This window comes from Amycolatopsis sp. SB7-3 (assembly GCF_041021335.1).
GTDB lineage: Bacteria > Actinomycetota > Actinomycetes > Mycobacteriales > Pseudonocardiaceae > Amycolatopsis > Amycolatopsis japonica.
The window spans coordinates 628,094-644,218 of record NZ_JBFPJQ010000003.1; the positions used below are offsets into that span (position 1 = coordinate 628,094).

Annotated in this window: 17 protein-coding genes; 13 read left to right on the forward strand and 4 right to left on the reverse strand. The window is 70.0% G+C overall.

The annotated features are described in order from the left end of the window. Window positions 1-32: 32 nt before the first annotated feature. Complete coding sequence (locus tag AB8M46_RS27435; RefSeq protein WP_394362115.1) at window positions 33-1,097, forward strand: FUSC family protein; 1,065 nt, start codon at window positions 33-35, stop codon at window positions 1,095-1,097. Here the strand turns inward: AB8M46_RS27435 and AB8M46_RS27440 are convergent. After that, a complete protein-coding gene (locus AB8M46_RS27440; protein ID WP_394362116.1) occupies window positions 1,075-3,342 on the reverse strand; it encodes an FdhF/YdeP family oxidoreductase in 2,268 nt (755 codons plus the stop codon). The two genes, AB8M46_RS27435 and AB8M46_RS27440, sit on opposite strands and share 23 nt — an antisense overlap. A gap of 385 nt (window positions 3,343-3,727) precedes the next feature. Between AB8M46_RS27440 and AB8M46_RS27445 the strand changes: the two genes are divergently transcribed. Together AB8M46_RS27445 and AB8M46_RS27450 are read left to right on the forward strand one after the other, a co-directional pair. After that, window positions 3,728-4,957: a PucR family transcriptional regulator gene (locus AB8M46_RS27445; RefSeq protein WP_394362117.1), complete on the forward strand. Its 1,230-nt coding sequence runs from the start codon at window positions 3,728-3,730 to the stop codon at window positions 4,955-4,957. A 77-nt stretch (window positions 4,958-5,034) separates the two neighbouring features. After that, window positions 5,035-5,988 (forward strand): Dyp-type peroxidase, encoded by a 954-nt coding sequence (locus AB8M46_RS27450; RefSeq protein WP_394362118.1) that lies wholly within the window; start codon window positions 5,035-5,037, stop codon window positions 5,986-5,988. 1 nt (window position 5,989) lies between these two features. Here AB8M46_RS27450 and AB8M46_RS27455 read toward each other — a convergent pair whose 3' ends face one another. Continuing rightward, window positions 5,990-8,671, reverse strand: coding sequence for an ATP-binding protein (locus tag AB8M46_RS27455; protein WP_394362119.1), 2,682 nt, complete (start codon window positions 8,669-8,671; stop codon window positions 5,990-5,992). Window positions 8,672-8,778: 107 nt separating this feature from the next. Here AB8M46_RS27455 and AB8M46_RS27460 point away from each other — a divergent pair, with 107 nt between their 5' ends. The 8 genes from AB8M46_RS27460 to AB8M46_RS27495 all read left to right on the forward strand — a co-directional run bounded on the left by AB8M46_RS27460 (window position 8,779) and on the right by AB8M46_RS27495 (window position 14,220). Further along, window positions 8,779-9,153 (forward strand): nuclear transport factor 2 family protein, encoded by a 375-nt coding sequence (locus AB8M46_RS27460; protein WP_394362120.1) that lies wholly within the window; start codon window positions 8,779-8,781, stop codon window positions 9,151-9,153. Next, window positions 9,150-9,806 (forward strand): CatB-related O-acetyltransferase, encoded by a 657-nt coding sequence (locus AB8M46_RS27465; protein WP_394362121.1) that lies wholly within the window; start codon window positions 9,150-9,152, stop codon window positions 9,804-9,806. The genes AB8M46_RS27460 and AB8M46_RS27465 overlap by 4 nt, the downstream gene beginning before the upstream one ends. Continuing rightward, entirely contained in the window at window positions 9,803-10,693 is an 891-nt protein-coding gene (locus AB8M46_RS27470; RefSeq protein WP_394362122.1) for a virginiamycin B lyase, read from the forward strand. The genes AB8M46_RS27465 and AB8M46_RS27470 overlap by 4 nt, the downstream gene beginning before the upstream one ends. Then, on the forward strand, window positions 10,690-11,097 hold the full coding sequence (locus AB8M46_RS27475) for a DUF3224 domain-containing protein (protein WP_037337150.1): 408 nt from the start codon (window positions 10,690-10,692) through the stop codon (window positions 11,095-11,097). The genes AB8M46_RS27470 and AB8M46_RS27475 overlap by 4 nt, the downstream gene beginning before the upstream one ends. A 159-nt stretch (window positions 11,098-11,256) precedes the next feature. Next, window positions 11,257-11,808, forward strand: a complete 552-nt coding sequence (locus tag AB8M46_RS27480) for a hypothetical protein (protein WP_378425821.1) — start codon at window positions 11,257-11,259, stop codon at window positions 11,806-11,808. Between the two features lie 75 nt (window positions 11,809-11,883). After that, window positions 11,884-12,702: an alpha/beta fold hydrolase gene (locus tag AB8M46_RS27485; protein ID WP_394362123.1), complete on the forward strand. Its 819-nt coding sequence runs from the start codon at window positions 11,884-11,886 to the stop codon at window positions 12,700-12,702. A 23-nt stretch (window positions 12,703-12,725) separates the two neighbouring features. After that, on the forward strand, window positions 12,726-13,565 hold the full coding sequence (locus AB8M46_RS27490; RefSeq protein ID WP_394362124.1) for a helix-turn-helix domain-containing protein: 840 nt from the start codon (window positions 12,726-12,728) through the stop codon (window positions 13,563-13,565). Window positions 13,566-13,752: 187 nt separating this feature from the next. Further along, window positions 13,753-14,220 (forward strand): hypothetical protein, encoded by a 468-nt coding sequence (locus AB8M46_RS27495; RefSeq protein ID WP_052120510.1) that lies wholly within the window; start codon window positions 13,753-13,755, stop codon window positions 14,218-14,220. A 21-nt stretch (window positions 14,221-14,241) separates the two neighbouring features. Here the strand turns inward: AB8M46_RS27495 and AB8M46_RS27500 are convergent, their stop codons facing one another. Both AB8M46_RS27500 and AB8M46_RS27505 read right to left on the reverse strand, forming a co-directional pair. Continuing rightward, entirely contained in the window at window positions 14,242-14,556 is a 315-nt protein-coding gene (locus AB8M46_RS27500; RefSeq protein WP_394362125.1) for a sensor histidine kinase, read from the reverse strand. Continuing rightward, window positions 14,553-14,771, reverse strand: a complete 219-nt coding sequence (locus AB8M46_RS27505; RefSeq protein WP_394362126.1) for a hypothetical protein — start codon at window positions 14,769-14,771, stop codon at window positions 14,553-14,555. The genes AB8M46_RS27500 and AB8M46_RS27505 overlap by 4 nt, the downstream gene beginning before the upstream one ends. A gap of 85 nt (window positions 14,772-14,856) precedes the next feature. On the opposite strand from AB8M46_RS27505, the gene AB8M46_RS27510 reads away from it, so the two are divergent. Beyond that, on the forward strand, window positions 14,857-15,162 hold the full coding sequence (locus AB8M46_RS27510; RefSeq protein ID WP_394362127.1) for a hypothetical protein: 306 nt from the start codon (window positions 14,857-14,859) through the stop codon (window positions 15,160-15,162). Between the two features lie 24 nt (window positions 15,163-15,186). Next, window positions 15,187-16,029: a hypothetical protein gene (locus AB8M46_RS27515; protein ID WP_394362128.1), complete on the forward strand. Its 843-nt coding sequence runs from the start codon at window positions 15,187-15,189 to the stop codon at window positions 16,027-16,029. Window positions 16,030-16,125: the final 96 nt, after the last annotated feature.

Sequence of the window (16,125 nt, forward strand, 5' to 3'; positions counted from 1 at the left end):
GACTGGATTTCGGATCCGAAAGGAGCTCGTCCTTGCGCACTGCCCGGCCATCGGCACGTCTGCCGTCCGGGCTCGGTTTCGCCGAGGGCGACTGGCTTCACGCCTGCCGGGTGGCGGCGGGCCTGCTCGTCCCGGGATTGGCACTGCTCTTCGCCGGGCGGCCGGAGCTGATCATCTTCGCCGCCTTCGGTTCGTTCACCGGGATGTACGGGCGTGCCGAATGCCGGGGACCGCGCCTTCGTCATCAGGCGCAAGGGGGAGCGATCCTGCTGACCGGCGTCGCGTTCGGGACACTCCTCTCCGCCTGCCACGCCCGGCCGTGGGTCCTGGTGGTCACCGAGTCGGCTTTCGCGTTCGCGGGTGCGCTGGTGGCGAACCGGCTCGACCTCGTCCCCCGGGGGCCGTTCTTCGGGATCTTCGCCCTGGGTGCCATCGCCCTCGTTCCCGCCGACCCGGCGGGGTTGGCGATCTGTGCCGGGACCGCTGTGTCCTGTGTCCTCATCGGACTGACCGGCCCGAAGGGACCTGTTGGCAGGCAGGCGGTTCCGCCGCCGGGAGTGATGTGTGGTCCGGAGGACTGCGCACGAGGGCGCCGAAGGTCGTGTGCTCTGGTCCACGCCGCCCGCTACGTGCTGGCGATCTCGGTGGCGGGCTTCTGCGGCCTGCTGCTGGGCGTCGAGCACGCGAACTGGGCGATGGCCTCGGCGGCGGTGCCGCTGGCCGCCGTCGATGTGCGCAACCGGCTCCATCCCGGAGTACGCAGTGTCGTCCACCGCAGCGTCCACCGGGTCCTGGGCACGTTCGCCGGACTCGGCGTCACCGCGCTGCTGCTCCTTCCCGATCTCGGCGGGACGTCGCTGGCCTTGTCGGTGATCGTGCTCCTGTTCCCGACCGAACTGTTCATGTCCCGCCATTACGGACTGGCGCTCGGCTTCTTCACGCCGCTGATCATGGTGATGACGGAACTGGCCGCTCCGGCCGAACCGCTGACGCTCCTCACCGACCGGGTGCTCGACACCCTGATCGGGGTCGTCGCCGGAATCGCGGCGGCGGTCTTCGTCCGCGGCCCGTGCGCTAGGCCGACCGTTCGACCGTGACCTTGAGATGCTTCATGATCGGCTGATCGCTCTGGGTGCTGTAGTCGCCGATGGCGCACAGGACGTTCATTTCCGGCATGTAGCCCGCCGCGCAGCCGCGGGGGATGTCGTACGGGATCACCTTGTAGCGCTGGAGACTCCGTGTGGTGCCGTCCTTGGCGATGCTGGTGATGTCGGCCTCGTCGAACTCCGCGAGCCCGCGCTCGCGCATGTCCTCGGCGTTCATGAAGATGAGCGTGCGCAGGTTCTTGACCCCGCGATAGCGGTCGTTGTCCGAGTAGATCGTGGTGTTCCACTGGTCGTGGGAGCGCATGGTGCCCAGCGCGAGCGTGCCGGGTGCCGGGATGACGTCCGGCAGCGCGGCGGTGGAGAACTCCGCGCGTCCGGAAGCGGTGTGGAACACCAGTTCCCTGGCGGGCTGGCGGATGCGGAACCCCAGTGGCTGCCGGACCCGCCGGTTGAAGTCCTCGAAGCCGTCGAGGACCTGCGACATCGTGTCGCGGATCCGGTCGTAGTCTTCGACGTAGGCTTCCCACGGCGTCGCGCTGTCCGGCAGTGCCGCGCGGGCCATCCCGGCGATGATGGCCGGTTCCGAGAGCAGGTGTGCGGAAGCGGGTCGCTTCATACCGGTGGACAGGTGGACCATGCTCATCGCGTCCTCGACCGAGGTGGCCTGCACGCCGGCGCGCTGTTCGTCCTTTTCGGTGCGGCCCAGACACGGCAGGATCAGCGCCTGCTCGCCGTGGACCAGATGGCTCCGGTTGAGTTTCGTGCTGACCTGCACCGTCAGCGCGCATTTGCGCAGCGCGGCCGACGTGTAGGGAGTGTCCGGCGCGGCCAGGACGAAATTGCCGCCCATACCGACGAAAACGGTCACGTCGCCGCGGTGCATCGCTTCGATGGTGCCGACCGTGTCGAGACCGTGGTGCCGGGGCGGGGTGATACCGCAGACCTCGCCGAGCCGGTCGAGGAAGGCGGCGTCCGGGCGGTGATCGATACCGCAGGTGCGGTTCCCCTGGACGTTGCTGTGCCCTCGGACCGGTGACGGCCCCGCACCCTCGCGGCCCAGGTTTCCCCGCAGCAGCAACAGGTTGACGATCTCGCGGACGGTGTCGACGCCGTGCTCGTGCTGGGTGACGCCCAGGCACCAGCTGGCGATGCTGCGGTCGGCCTCGCGGTAGATCCGGGCCGCGGCGCGGATGTCGGCGACGGAGACGCCCGACTGGTGCTCGATTTCCTCCCACGAGGTCGCCTCGCAGAGGGCGCGGTACTCCTCGAAACCGGTGGTGTGGCGTTCGATGAAGGTCAGGTCGAGGGCGCCCGGATCCGTGGTGGCCTGCTCCATCGTGGCCTTCGCCATCCCGCGGATCAGCGCCATGTCGCCGCCGCTACGCGGTTGCAGGTTCAGCGTTCCCGTGCGCGTGGCACGGAACGTCGCCATCCTGGCGAAATCGTGGGGGATGATGGTCCGCGTCGCGGCGGCCTCGATCAGCGGGTTGACGTGCACGATTCGTGCGCCCCGGCGGTAGGCCTCCGCGAGTGCGGTGAGCATCCTGGGCGCGTTGGAGGCGGCGTTGACGCCGAGGATGAACAGGGCGTCGGCGTGTTCCCAGTCCTTGAGGTCGACGGTGCCCTTGCCGGTGCCCAACGCGGCCTGGAGGGCGCGGCCGCTCGCCTCGTGGCACATGTTGGAGCAGTCCGGGAGGTTGTTCGTCCCCAGTTCGCGGGCCATGAGCTGGTACAAGAAGGTCGCTTCGTTCCCGAGCCTTCCCGAGGTGTAATACGCCGCCTGATCGGGACTGTCGAGGCCGCGCAGCGTATCGCCCACGAGAGCGAAGGCCTCGGGCCAGGAAATCGGGACGTATCGGTCGGTGGCCGCGTCGTACCGCATCGGCTCGGTCAGCCGACCCTCGCTCTCCAGTTCGGTATCGCTCCATCCCGACAATTCGCTCACCGTATGGGCGGCGAAGAATTCCCGGCCGACCCTTTTCCTGGTCATTTCCCAGGTGACGTGTTTGATTCCGTTTTCGCAGATGTCCAGATGCAGGCCCTTGGTGTCGTCGGGCCACGCACAGCCGGGGCAGTCGAAACCGCCGTTCTCGTGATTCATCTTCAGGATCGCGCGCGGGCCCGCCATGAGCTCGCCTTCGCGGATCAGGAACCCGGTGACACTCTTCGCCGCTCCCCACCCGGCGGCCGGATGGTGGTAGGGCTTGAACTCCGGCGGCTGTTCCTGATCGCTCATCGTCCACACTCCTGTTCCGCACCGTTTTCCGGATCATCCGACCATGGACCGCGCCCCGGCGGAAGGGCAGGGTCTCCGGTGTCGATGAAAACACACAATCGTGTGGGTTTTCCTCATCGGCGGCGGAAGTGACAGGGTTCGGGACCGTGCGGTGTGGCCCGCGACAAAGTTCTTTGTGGGACGCCACATATGCCCAGGAAAGAATCGGGACACGAGCCGTTCGCCTTGACGCGGGGCACGTCCCTTCCGTAGACCGATCGGCGAATCGTCGATTCAGGGGAGTGCGTTATGGCGAAAGCGGTAGGCCGTGATCCCGGTACGACCAATTCGTGATCGCGGCCCGGGAGGGTGCGCCGTGGACGGGGCGCCACGTAGCATCCTTGAAATGCAGGACGCCGCCCTCGCCGAGCTCGTGGCCTGGGTCGAGCCCAGGCTGCCCCGCCTGATCGACGACGTGTACGCCGCCACCTGCGATCGCATCGCGCTGTACCGGGACGAGAAGATGGTGCCGCGCGAAGACCTGCATCGCTCCATCGCGGTCAACATGCGCTTCATGGTGAACGCGCTCGCCGGAACCGAGACCCACGATGATCTGGCCGCCCCCCACGAGACGGGCAGCCGGCGCGCGCACCAGGGCGCTCCGCTGCCGGAGGTGCTGCAGGTCTACCGGATCGGCTGCTCGATGCTCTGGGACCTCCTGGTGAACCACGCCCGGCTCCACGCCAAGCCGGGTGCGATGGACGCGCTCGTCGACGTCGCGAGCCTGCTCTGGCAGGTCACCGACGAACACGCGATGCTCCTCACCGAGGCGTACCGGGCGGCGAGCGCGGAACTGCTGGTCGCCCAGCAGCGGCGGCGCTCCGCACTGGCCGAGGCATTGTTCACCGGTCAGCGCGTTTTCGACGCCGGGCCGTGGGAGGCGGGGAAACTGCTCGGCCTATCCCTCGACGGGAAGCTGGCGGTGGTGGCGGCCGAGACCCGCGGTCTGGCCGAGGAAAGCCTGGTCGGGATCGAAAAGCGTCTGAGCCGCCTCGGGATCGTCTCGGCCTGGCAGCTCACCCCCACCTTGCAGGCCGGGGTGGTGTCCCTGCGCGACGAACAGCGCGAACCCATGCTGGCCGCCCTGCGGGAAGTGACGGTGACCAGGGCGGGGGTGAGCCCGCTCTACCGGTCGCTCGTCGACACCCCGCGTGCCCTCCACCTGGCGCGGACCGCGCTCGCCGGGATCCCGCCGGGCAAACCGGACGTCCGCGCGTTCAACCCCAGCCCGCTGGCCGCGTTCCTCGCCTACGACCCGGACGAGGGCGGGCGGCTGGCGGAGGAGGTCCTCGGCGCGATCCTCGACCAGCCCGCCGAGGAACGAGACCTCCTCCTGGAAACCCTGCACGCTTATCTGTCCCACGGCGGATCCACCGAACGTGCCGCGCAGAGCCTGCATTGCCACGCCAACACCGTCCGGTACCGGCTGCGCCGGATCCGCGAACTCACGGGCCGGTCGATGACCGATCCGCGTGCGATCGCCGAATTGGTGACCGCGGCACAGGCCTTGAGCCTCAATCCCGCGCGACGGACTCGTGGGGCGTCGCCGGCGCCCGAGCGGTCCGGTAGCGAATAAGACACTTCGGACATCGAACGACGAACGAACCGTGGTCGAGCACGGCCGAAATCAGGGGACGAAGATCGGAGGAATCGGTGCCGGAGCCGCAGAACGTGCTCGCCCCGTTGACCGAAAGCGCCTTGTTCCTCACCCTCACCATCCGTCCGGGAGGGGAGGCGGCCACTCGTGAGCTGTTGCCGGAGCTCGCCGGAATGATCCGGTCGGTCGGTTTTCCGCTGCCTGGCGAGGTGCTGACGTGCGTCGTGGGAATCGGTTCGGAAGCGTGGGACCGGCTGTTCACCGGTCCGCGGCCGGAGCGGCTGCACCCGTTCCGAGAAGTGACAGGCCCGCGGCACCGCGCACCGGCCACCCCGGGCGATTTGTTCCTGCATTTGCGCGCGAAACGCCTCTATCCCTGTTTCGAACTCGCGCGCCGCGTGGTCGGCGGTCTCGGCGACGCCGTCTCGGTGGCCGACGAGGTGGCGGGATTCCGCTACTTCGACCGGCGGGACCTGCTCGGGTTCGTCGACGGTACGGAGAACCCCACCGGTGACATCGCGGACGCCGCGGTCCTCGTCCGCGACGATCCCGGGTTCGAGGGCGGCTCGTACCTGGTGGCGCAGAAGTACGTGCACGACCTGGAGCGGTGGAGCGCGATGCCGGTCGAGGAACGGGAACTGGCCGTCGGCCGCCGGATGCTCGACGACATCGAGCTGCCCGACGCGGTGAAACCGGCCGACTCGCACGTCGCACTGACCACGATCGAAGACGGCGACGGCACGGAACGGAAGATCCTCCGCGACAACATGCCGTTCGGATCGATCGCCCACGGCGAGTACGGCACGTACTTCGCCGGCTACACCGCCGATCCCGGCGTGATCGAAGAGATGCTGAGCCGCATGATCCTCGGCGACCCGCCGGGTCGTCCGGATCGCATCCTCGAGGTGTCGACCGCGAAGACCGGTGGACTCTTCTTCGTCCCCACCCTCGATTTCCTGGCGGATCCGCCGCCTTGCCCAGCGAACGACGGTGGCACGAGCCCTGGCTGACTCAGTCGAGTTCCAGCGCCGGTAGCTCGGTGCGCGCGGTGATGCCGAGCTTGGGAAACGCCTTGTACAAGTGGTATCCCACCGTCCGGGCGCTGAGGAACAGGTGCGCCGCGATGTCGCGATTGGACAGTCCGCGCGCCGCGAGCCGGACGATCTTCCGTTCCTGCGGGGTGAGTGCCGCGAGTACGCCCGCCGCGGGTTCCGCCACGACTTCACCGGTGGCGTCGAGTTCGGCGCGGGCTCGTTCGGCCCAAGGGACGGCGTCGAGCCGCCGGAAGGTCTCGAACGCCTCACGCAGGTGAGCCCGCGCGGCGGACTTGCGACGCATGCGGCGAAGCCATTCCCCGTACAGCAGCGCGGTTCGCGCGCGTTCGAACGGCCGGTCGCCGGGATGGCCGCGCAAGGCCTCCTCGTACAGTTCCGCCGCGGTGGAATCGGGCGCGAGCAGGGCACGGCACCGGAGCACGTGGGCGGAGATCCACGGCTGGTCCGCGCGCGCCGCCCAGTCCACGAGCCGCTCGACTGGTTCGGCGGCCAGATCCGGTTTGCCGAGGCGGGCCGCGGCCTCGACCAGGTCCGGGACACCGCGCAGACCGGGCAGCTGGTGGCGCATCGGGCCGGTGCGCAGGGCGGTGAGCCGGGTGAGCGCGGATTCCCAGCGGGCGAGCCCGAGATCGAGCAGCGCCAACGCCCAGTGCGCCCACGACAGGCCCGGCGCCGGCGTCCCGGGCTCCGGCACGGCGAGGGCTTCGTCGGCGTAGGCGTGGCAGCGGTCCTCGTCGCCGGCCGCCGCGGCCAGGTAGGCCAGCACACCGTTGGCCTCGGCGATCCATTGCCGATGGCCGAGTTCCCGCGCCAGCTGCAGCGCTTCGGCCGCCTGGTCGCCTGCCTCGGCATGACGGCCGAAGAAGACCGACGCGCGCGCCGCGCACAGCAGCACCGGCGGGGTGCGTCCGAGCTGTCCGTTCTTCCGGCACTGGGCGAGCAGTTCGTCGGCGACCTGATGCGCTTCGGCGTCGTGGCCCGCCGATTGCAGGCTGGTGGCACCGACCAGGATCGTGTCGTGCGGGCCGCCGAAGCCGGTGCGGCGCGCGTCGGCGATCCGCTCGGCGAGCGGACGCCGTACCGGGAGGCCGATCGCGGCGCGGGCGACTTCGGACAGCAGCCCGGCGACGTGGGCGATCGGTTCGGGGGCCGCGGGCGCCGCCGCGTCCAGCAGTTCGACGGTGTCCGCGATCTCGCGTTCGCCGAGGTACCAGGCCGCGTGTACCGCGTCGAGCAGCAGATGGACGGCGGTTTCCGGTTCGGCGGACGGGGCGGCTTCGGTGAGCAGGCGCCGCGCGGTGGTGAGGGCGCCGCGATGGAACGCCGCGGTCGCGCGGACCCGGTCGGCGCGGACGGTCAAGGCGGGATCGGCGGAGACCAGCGCACCGGCGAGGCTCTCCATGCGTTCGAGATCGCCTTCTTCGGCCGCGGCTTCGGCGGCGAGGACCAGCCGTCGCGCGGAGTCCGGTCCGGGCCCCGTCAGTTCCGCGGCGCGTTGGTACGCCGCGGAAGCGGCCGCGTAACCGCTGCGGGCGGCGGCACGCAGGGCGGTGCTCTCCAGTTCCCCGGCCACCTGCTCGTCGGGGCCGTCGGCGACGACCGCGTGGTGCCAGGCGCGACGGTCGGCGTCGGCGGGCTGGTCGAGCGCTTCCGCGAGCGCCGTGTGCACGACGAAACGCAGGCTGACCGGTGCCGCTTGGTAGACCGCGGACCGGACGAGCGGATGACGGAAGCGGACACCGCGGTTGTCGACCTGGAGCAGTCCCGCGGTTTCGGCGGGCACGAGGTCCGCGGGCCCGCAGCCGAGAGCGGTCGCGGCGCGCAGTACGACGCCGCGATCGCCGGTGTCCTCGGCGGCGGCGACGAGCAGCAGCCGCCGGGTCGGTTCCGGCAGCAGCCGGACCTGGTCGAGGAACGCCGCTTGGACGGTGTCCGGGAGCGGCAGGGCTTCCCCGGCGGCGGGACGGCCGGCGGCGAAGGCGGCGGGGAGTTCGAGGAGGGCGAGCGGATTGCCTCGTGCTTCGGCCAGGACCCGATACCGGTCGGCGGGGGACAGCGGCGTGGCGTGATCGGCCAGCAGCTCGGCGGCGGCGGGCGCGGTGAGCCCGGCCAGCGGCAACGTGGCCAGACCGGGCGCGAGAAAGCCGTCACGGGCGGCGATGAGCAGCGCGATGCCTTCGGCGTCCAGCCGCCGGGCGACGAACAACAGCGCTTCGGCCGAGGCGCGGTCCAGCCACTGCGCGTCGTCGACCAGGCACAGCACCGATCCGCCCTCGGCGAACTCGGCGAGGAGCGAGAGCACGGCGAGCCCGACGAGCATCCGGTCGCCCGGTTCGGCCGCCGCGAGACCGAACGCCCCGCGCAGGGCCCGTGCCTGCGGCGCCGGGAGCACGTCGGCCCGGTCGAGCGCGGCGCGCAGTACGAGATGCAGGCCGGCGAACGGGAGATGGGCTTCGGACTCGATCCCGGTTCCACGGAGAATCCGCAGGTCTCCGGCTTGCGCGGCGGCGTACTCCAGCAGCGCGGTCTTGCCGATCCCGGGTTCGCCGGTGAGGAGCAGGCTGCCGCTGCGCCCAGCCCGGCAGTCCGCCACCAGCCGGTCGACGACCGATGTCTCGTCCTCCCGTCCGCGCAACACGTCGCGACAGTACTTAATGCGCGAGGGAAACCGCCGCGAGACTGCCGGGTTGTGACAGATTCCGCAGGCCCGGCGAAGCCATAGCGTCCTCGGTGAAGGAGGTGGCCATGTCCGGCATGGATGAGCTGGCCCGGCGATATCTGGCGAGCTGGAACGAAACCGAACCGGTCCGGCGGCGCGCGCTCGTCGCCGAACTGTGGACGCCCGACGCCCGCTACGTCGACCCGATCGTGGTCGCGGAAGGCCACATGGGCGTCGACGAGGCGATGGCGACCGCGCAACGACGGTTCCCCGGCCTGCGTTACCGGGCGGCGGGCCCCGTCGACGCCCACCACGACGTGGCGCGGCTGACCTGGGAGCTCGGTCCGGCCGGTGGTCCGGCCGTGATCATCGGCAGCACTGTGCTGGTCGCCGGGCGGTCCCGGCTGAGCCGCGGCTACGGCTTCCTCGACCCTGTCCCCATATCTGGAGCCGACAAGTGAACCCTGATCCGACGACGCTTCACCCGCTGCCCGCGCACGAGCGGGTGATCTTCCTGAAACCGCTGATCCGCTCGCCGAAGATCGTGGTCGGCGACTACACCTATTTCGACGATCCGGACGGCGCGACGGAGTTCGAGCGGCGCAACGTCCTCTACGGCTACGGGCCGGAACGGCTGGTCATCGGCAAGTACTGCGCGCTCGCCAGCGGCACCCGGTTCCTGATGGCCGGTGCCGACCACCCGACGCTGGGGCCGTCCACCTTCCCGTTCACCATGTTCGGCGGCGACTGGACGGAGAAGACGCTCGACCTCGTCACCGGCATGCCGAGCCGGGGCGACACGGTGGTCGGCAACGATGTCTGGATCGGCCACCAGGCCACCGTCATGCCGGGGGTGACCATCGGCGACGGGGCGATCGTTGCGGCGGGCGCGGTGGTGACCGCGGACGTGCCGCCGTACACGATCGTCGGCGGCAATCCGGCCCGGCCGATCCGGCAGCGGTTCGGCGACGCCGGGATTTCCGCGCTGCGCCGCGCGGCCTGGTGGGACTGGCCGGTGGACCTGGTCACCGAGCACGTCCGGACGATCATGGCCGGCGACCCGGCCGAGGTTCTCCGTATCGCCGCCGAGCACGGGTTGGCGGCTGCCGAATGAGCCGCATCGGCATCGAAGAATTCCCCGTCCCCGGCGAAGGTCCGTATGCGATCGCCCACGGACCGGACGACGCCCTTTGGTACACCTTGGTCCGAAGTGGACACATCGGGCGGCTGGTTCCGGGAGGATTGCCGGAGAACTGGCCGCTCGCGCCGGACAGCGGTCCGACCGTGATCGCGGTGGGCCCGGACGGCGCGTTGTGGTTCACCGAGTACCAGGCGCACCGAATCGGGCGTATCACCACGGCCGGTGTGATCAGCGAGTTTCCCTTGCCCACGCCGGAATGCGGGCCCTACGGCCTCGCCGCCGGCCCCGACGGGGCGCTGTGGTTCACCGAGATCGCCGCCGACCGGATCGGCCGGATCACGGTGTCCGGCGAGGTGACGGAGTTCGCGCTGCCGGGCACCGGGACGTTCCCGTCGGCGATCGTCGCGGGACCGGACGGCGCGCTGTGGTTCACGATGAACCAGGCCGACGCCATCGGCCGGATCACCACCGGCGGAGAGATCACCGTGCACCGGCTGCCGACCCAGGCCGCCGGACCCGTCGGAATCGCCGCCGGTCCCGACGGGGCCCTGTGGTTCACCGAGATCACCGCGGGGCAGATCGGCCGGATCACCGTCCACGGGGAGGTGACCGAATTCCCGCTGCCCGACCGTTCCGCGCGGCCGCACGCCATCGCCTGCGGCGACAACGCGTTGTGGTTCACCGAATGGGGCGGCAACCGGGTCGGCTCGATCACCTCGGACGGTGTCATCGAGACACACGACCTGCCCACGCGGGGTTCCGAACCACACGGCCTCGCGTTCGGCCCGGACCGAGCACTGTGGACGGCGCTGGAACTGGGGGCACTTGCCCGAATCGACAACGAAGGAGAGGTTCGATGAGCACCACGATCGACGCGGAGTTCGAGATCGACGGCTGGGACGAGAAGCCCTACGCCGAGCCGCCGGAGGGCCCGAAGCTGACCCGGATCGTGATCCGCAAGACCTATCGCGGAGCACTGGCCGGAACCGGGGTCGCCGAGGTGCTCACCGCCCAGGGGGAGGGCGGCGCCGGATACGTCGCGTCCGAACGCATCGAGGGAACTCTCGACGGCAGGCCGGGGTCGTTCGTGATCCAGCACGGCGGACTGGCGGACGGGGACGAACAGAGCACTTTCGGCGCGGTGGTCCCGAAATCCGGCACGGGGGAGCTGGCCGGGTTGTCCGGGCGGGCGGTTGAGGCGCGGCACGGGGTGCTGACGCTGGAGTTCTCGTTCGGTGCCGAGGTCCGGGCGGAGGACGGCTGACGGCACTGCGACGCCGTCTTGGGCGGGCCGCTGCGGTGGAGGAGGAGCCGGCCGTCGTCGACAGCGGAGGCGACGGCGCCCACCTTGGCGCCATTCCTTGCATTCCTCCCGGATCGGGCACGATCTCGAGGCGTCCCAGGTGACGTAAACTGGGGCACTGTGCTCAGCAAAAGACGCTTGGCCGGCCTCTTCATAGTGGCCGGTGCCCTCGTACTGGCCGCGTGCGACGGCTCTGCCGCGCCGGATACTCGACAGGACGCTGTCGGCCTCGACAACGCCTCCGAGTCGGAGACTCCGGCAGCCGAAGCCGCCACTTTGCCCAACGGCTTGAAGGTCAGGATCATCTCCGCGAAGTCCGAGACCACGGATTCGGACGCGTACAACTCCGGCCCAACCGAACAGGTCCTGGTGACGATAGCCACCGAGATCACGAATACCGGCAACGCGACGTTCGTCTTCCCGACAACGAAGGGCACTGTCCGTGCGGAGTTGCTCTACGGCAGCAACCACGCCAAGGCGACGAACTCGGCCACTCGAAAGGGCAGCCCCACCGACCTGCCGGAGCAGCTCGTCGCGGGCGGATCGGCGACGGTGACGTCGACCTTCACGATGCGCTCCGGGGGAGCGGACAACATCGTCTTCCGGTTCAACCCTGACAACACCACGACGAACGACATCACCTTCACGAACGTCCAGACCTTGTACAAGTAGCGCCCGCCCGCGTTTTCGGGCGAGGGGAACATTTGTCCAAGACCGAAGGCCGGCGGCCCGGGCATCGTCCCGAGCATGAGTGAGTACGACGTCAAGCAGTCGCACGGGATGCACGTGGTCCATGAGGGGTCGCGGCAGGCGCCACCCCTGTTGCTCGTCCACGGCTCGGGAGCTTCGGGCGCCTGCTGGGGCCCGATGATCCCGATGCTCGCCAGGCACCATCACGTCATTCGAGTCGACCTTCCGGGTTGCGGCCAGTCTCCGCCCGCGCCGTCGTATGACGTGCCCGCGCAGGCGGGTCGTGTGGCGGCGGTACTCGATGACCTCGGCCTCGGTCAGATCGCTGCGGTCGGGCATTCCAGCGGCGGCTACGTCGCCACGGCGCTCGCCGAACAGCGCCCCGACCTGGTGGGTTCGCTCGCGCTGATCAGCACCGGCCCGAGTCCCGGCGCGCTGCTTCCGCAGCCGGTCATCCTCAGGGCCCTGCTGGCCCCGCCGCTCGGCGGGCTGCTCTGGGCGAGGCGTTCGAACACGATGATCCGCAGCGGGATCAGGGCGACGGCCGCTCGCCCGGTGGACGTCCCGGACGATCTGATCGCCGACCTCCAGGGCATCAAGTACCGCACGATGAGGGCTGTGCTCAGCCGGAACAGCGCGTACCTCGCCGAACGCAGCATGCCTGAGCGCCTTACCGCCCTCGACACCCCGGTGCTGGCGATCTTCGGCACCGCCGATCCCCGCTGGGATCCGTCGTCGGCGCACCAGTACGACGCGGTGCCGACCGCGCGGGTCGAGCTGCTGCCCGGCGTCGGGCACCTGCCTGTGCTCGAAGCACCGGAGGAGACCAGCAGGCTGCTGCTGGACTTCACGGCCGAGGTCCGCCGTCACTCGTGATCTCCGAAGCCTAATCTGGTCGCATGCCGTCAAGCGGGCCACCACTCGACTGGTCGGAGGTGGACGTCGCCGTTCCACGCCGGTCGGCTCGGCTGCCGGGGATCAGCATGGCCGGATTCCGGCAACGCGTCCCCGGCGCCACCGACATCGCCATGGTCGCGCACCCCTCCGTCAGCCTGCTCGTCGACCTGACAGGCGGAGCGGGTCTCGTCTACGACACCCATGGCCGCCGCGAGCGCGGCACCGTCGTGATCGGGCTCCTCCCCGGCGAGCTTCGGGTCGGTGGCTCGGGTCCGGCGATCGAGTGTCTCCAGATCCGGCTGTCGCCGCCGGTGGCGGCCAAGGTGCTCGGCGCGTCGGCCGAGTTCAGCGGAACGGTGGTATCGCTGGAGGATGTCTGGGGCCGCGACGCCGAGCGCGTCGAGGACAGGTTGCGCGCCGCCGCGACGTGGGACGAGCGGTTCACGATCGCGTCGAGAATCCTCGGCCGGCGGCTGGACTCCCACCGGACGGTCGATCCGGAGGTCGCCTACACCTGGCGGCGGATGCACACCAGCCGAGGGCGGATACGGGTCGACGGCCTGGCCTACGAGGTCGGCTGGAGCCGCAAGCGCCTGTGGTCCCGCTTTGGTTCCCAGCTCGGCACCACACCCAAACGCGCCGCCCGGCTGGTGCGCTTCGACCACGCCGCCCATCTGCTCGCGGCCGGTCACGCGCCCGCCGGCGTTGCCGCCGACAGCGGCTACGTCGACCAGTCCCACCTCCACCGCGAGGTCAAGGCGATCACCGGAGGCCCGCCCGCCGCCGTGGCCGCCGCACCGTGGCTGGCGATCGACGACATCGCGTGGCCGGCTGCTTCGTGAGGTGCGAATCCGGACATGTTCGACGACTGCCGCTTGGCTTGTTGTCGGGCAGGGTCCGCCACGCTGCTAGCACGCCGTGAGAACGATCTTCCGCTCTTCGGGTGATCGTTTCCCCTTGCCGCTGACGAAGTCCGCCCTCGGAGTGGGTGAATGGCGTTCTGGCGAAACAAATCTGGGGAGGGAAATCATGCGATGGAAGACGTCGCTGATCATTTTCGTCATGGTCCTCACGGCCTCGTTCGCCGCCGCGGCACCGGCTTCGGCGGATCCGATCACCGCGGAATCCGCGGCGGACTGCGAGCGCGGGGCGAATGGTTTCGTGGACATACCCGACGGTCTCACCGGTGAACCGGTCCGCGTCATGGTGGTGGGCGGCTTCATGACCGTGACCCTGTACAAGGGCTATGTCCAAGGGCTGCGCGGGTGGGCGCACGCGCGTGGCGCCACACAGGCGGGCGACCTGGTCTGGATGGACTGGACGCGGGACGGCGGCCATAGCTGGATCCAGTGCGGGCCGTTCGTGATCCCGCATTCGCAGGCCACCAAGACCAGCGCGGCGCAGCGGACGAACCCTTCGCCGACCTGGCAGTTCCGGGCCTGTGGCATGTTGCGTGACCAGCCGCGGACCACCAAGTGCACCGAACCTTGGTGGTGAGAGTTCACCGCGGCCGCGGTCTCACTCCGCGCGGGGCAGCCGGACCTCGACCGTCCAGCCGCCCTCCGCGGCGGGGCCCGCCTGCGCCGACCCACCCAGCGCGGTGGCCCGCTCCCGCATCCCGACCAGCCCCATCCCGCCGCCACTGTCCGTTTTCGTCCGCTCCCCGGCGGGACCGTTCGCGACGACGAGCGTGACCGTTTCCGGTGAGAACCCGAGTCGTACCGCGCGTGCGGCACCAGGGGCGTATTTGGCCGCGTTCGTCAGCGCCTCCTGCGCGGCGCGGACGAGGGTGTGCGCGACACCGCCGCCGAGCGGGCCCGCGGTGCCTGTCACCTCGAAGGACGCTGCGGGATCCGGTCCCACGGCAGGAACGACGCCAGGGCGAAGAGCGTGACGAGGACGAAGAGCACGGTGGTCAGGGGCCGGACGTGCACCTGCTGGGTGAAGATCCCGACCCCGGTCACGACGATCGCCGCCGTGATCAGGGCGGGCCGGACCAGCCTGTCGGCGACCCATTCGAGGCGGAGCACCGTCGCGTTTCCGGTCATCGGAGCTCCTGAGGGTGGAGAGGGTTCTCCACCCGAAGATACGGCTGCCGCCGCACGACGGCGCGCGCTCAGCATGTTCTTCGGGGTGCCGCAGTCCCGGGACCGCTACTACGCCGCGTTCTGGGACAAGACCCTGCCCGCGCCGGACCTCGAGCACCGTCCCGAGTCGTGGTGCGCACTTTGCGACACGACCGTCGAGGCGGTGTGGTCCTGGAAAACCGGGGTCCCGCCCACCGGGTCCGTGCGCTACGGCAAGCAGTACAACTACCGCTGCCCGCGCTGCCGGATCGAGGTGTTCCCGCCGATGACGCCGTCGATCGAGGCGCTCGACCTGACCAACCTCGGGACCCGTATCGGGGACAAGCCGCACAAGAAGCAGCGAGACGGCTAGGTCGGGCCGCTCGCCGCGGCGACGATGGCCCGCGCGGAACGCTGCCGCCAGCGCTTCGCCGACTTCCCCGCCGTCCTGATGCCCGCGAAAGCCGTCCACGGCACAGAGAAACACCCGTGGCAGCCGATGGCGACCCATACCAGCCAGCAGGAAACCGCGATCCTGTCCACGGGCGCGCTCCTGGTCGCCGCGGGCAACACCTTCGAGCGGCCGGGTTCCGACTGCCGCTCGCGGAACTTGGGGCAGCCGCTGTGGGCGCAGACCGCGACCAACGGAACGGGCGTCCTCTCACCGCCGGTCGCGGTCGCGACCGGGTCGGTGATCGCCGTGCACCGCCACAACGGCGACGGCCAGCACATCACCCGGCCGATGGACACCATGACCTCGACCCACGAGAAGGCGATGCTGCTCGCGGTCGCGAACTACCAGGGCGCACCGCGTAGCGCGGGCGAGCCGTTGCCGACGCAAGCGGGTTCGGAAACGCTCGGCATGGTGTCTGCCGGGATCGTGCCGTTCCGGCAGAACACGATCCCGACCACGCACGCCGAGTCCATGCCCACCGTCACCTCCGACCAGGTCCCCGGCCTGCTCACCGCCGCAGGAGCCACGCAACTGGCCGCCGAATGGCGCGCCAGACTCGCCGAGCTCACGCTCGACGACTGCTACTTCCGGATGCTCGGCAAACACGAGATCGGCCGCGGCTGCGGCTTCGACGTCGACTTTCCCGGCCACGAGGGGACGTTCATCGTGTGGGGCACCGCCCGCGCCCAGACCGACGGCTTCGGCAACGCGGTCTCCCCGGCCGTCCGAGCCTGGATCGGCACCCGCCTTCGCGCCGTCCTCGACACCCCGGAAGCAATCTCCTGATCAACTGCACAAACATCGGGCGGGCAGAGACCCATCTGGAATCCCGTTTCGTCGCAATGTTCGACACCACACGTAACAGGGGGGCTTCGGCGGACG

Coding starts and splice junctions, on each gene's coding strand:
- AB8M46_RS27460 (WP_394362120.1), top strand. CDS start 8,779: ATGTCCGGCATGGATGAGCTGGCCCGGCGATATCTGGCGAGCTGGAAC.
- AB8M46_RS27505 (WP_394362126.1), bottom strand. CDS start 14,771: ATGACCGGAAACGCGACGGTGCTCCGCCTCGAATGGGTCGCCGACAGG.
- AB8M46_RS27445 (WP_394362117.1), top strand. CDS start 3,728: ATGCAGGACGCCGCCCTCGCCGAGCTCGTGGCCTGGGTCGAGCCCAGG.
- AB8M46_RS27515 (WP_394362128.1), top strand. CDS start 15,187: ATGGCCCGCGCGGAACGCTGCCGCCAGCGCTTCGCCGACTTCCCCGCC.
- AB8M46_RS27475 (WP_037337150.1), top strand. CDS start 10,690: ATGAGCACCACGATCGACGCGGAGTTCGAGATCGACGGCTGGGACGAG.
- AB8M46_RS27495 (WP_052120510.1), top strand. CDS start 13,753: ATGCGATGGAAGACGTCGCTGATCATTTTCGTCATGGTCCTCACGGCC.
- AB8M46_RS27470 (WP_394362122.1), top strand. CDS start 9,803: ATGAGCCGCATCGGCATCGAAGAATTCCCCGTCCCCGGCGAAGGTCCG.
- AB8M46_RS27440 (WP_394362116.1), bottom strand. CDS start 3,342: ATGAGCGATCAGGAACAGCCGCCGGAGTTCAAGCCCTACCACCATCCG.
- AB8M46_RS27485 (WP_394362123.1), top strand. CDS start 11,884: ATGAGTGAGTACGACGTCAAGCAGTCGCACGGGATGCACGTGGTCCAT.
- AB8M46_RS27490 (WP_394362124.1), top strand. CDS start 12,726: ATGCCGTCAAGCGGGCCACCACTCGACTGGTCGGAGGTGGACGTCGCC.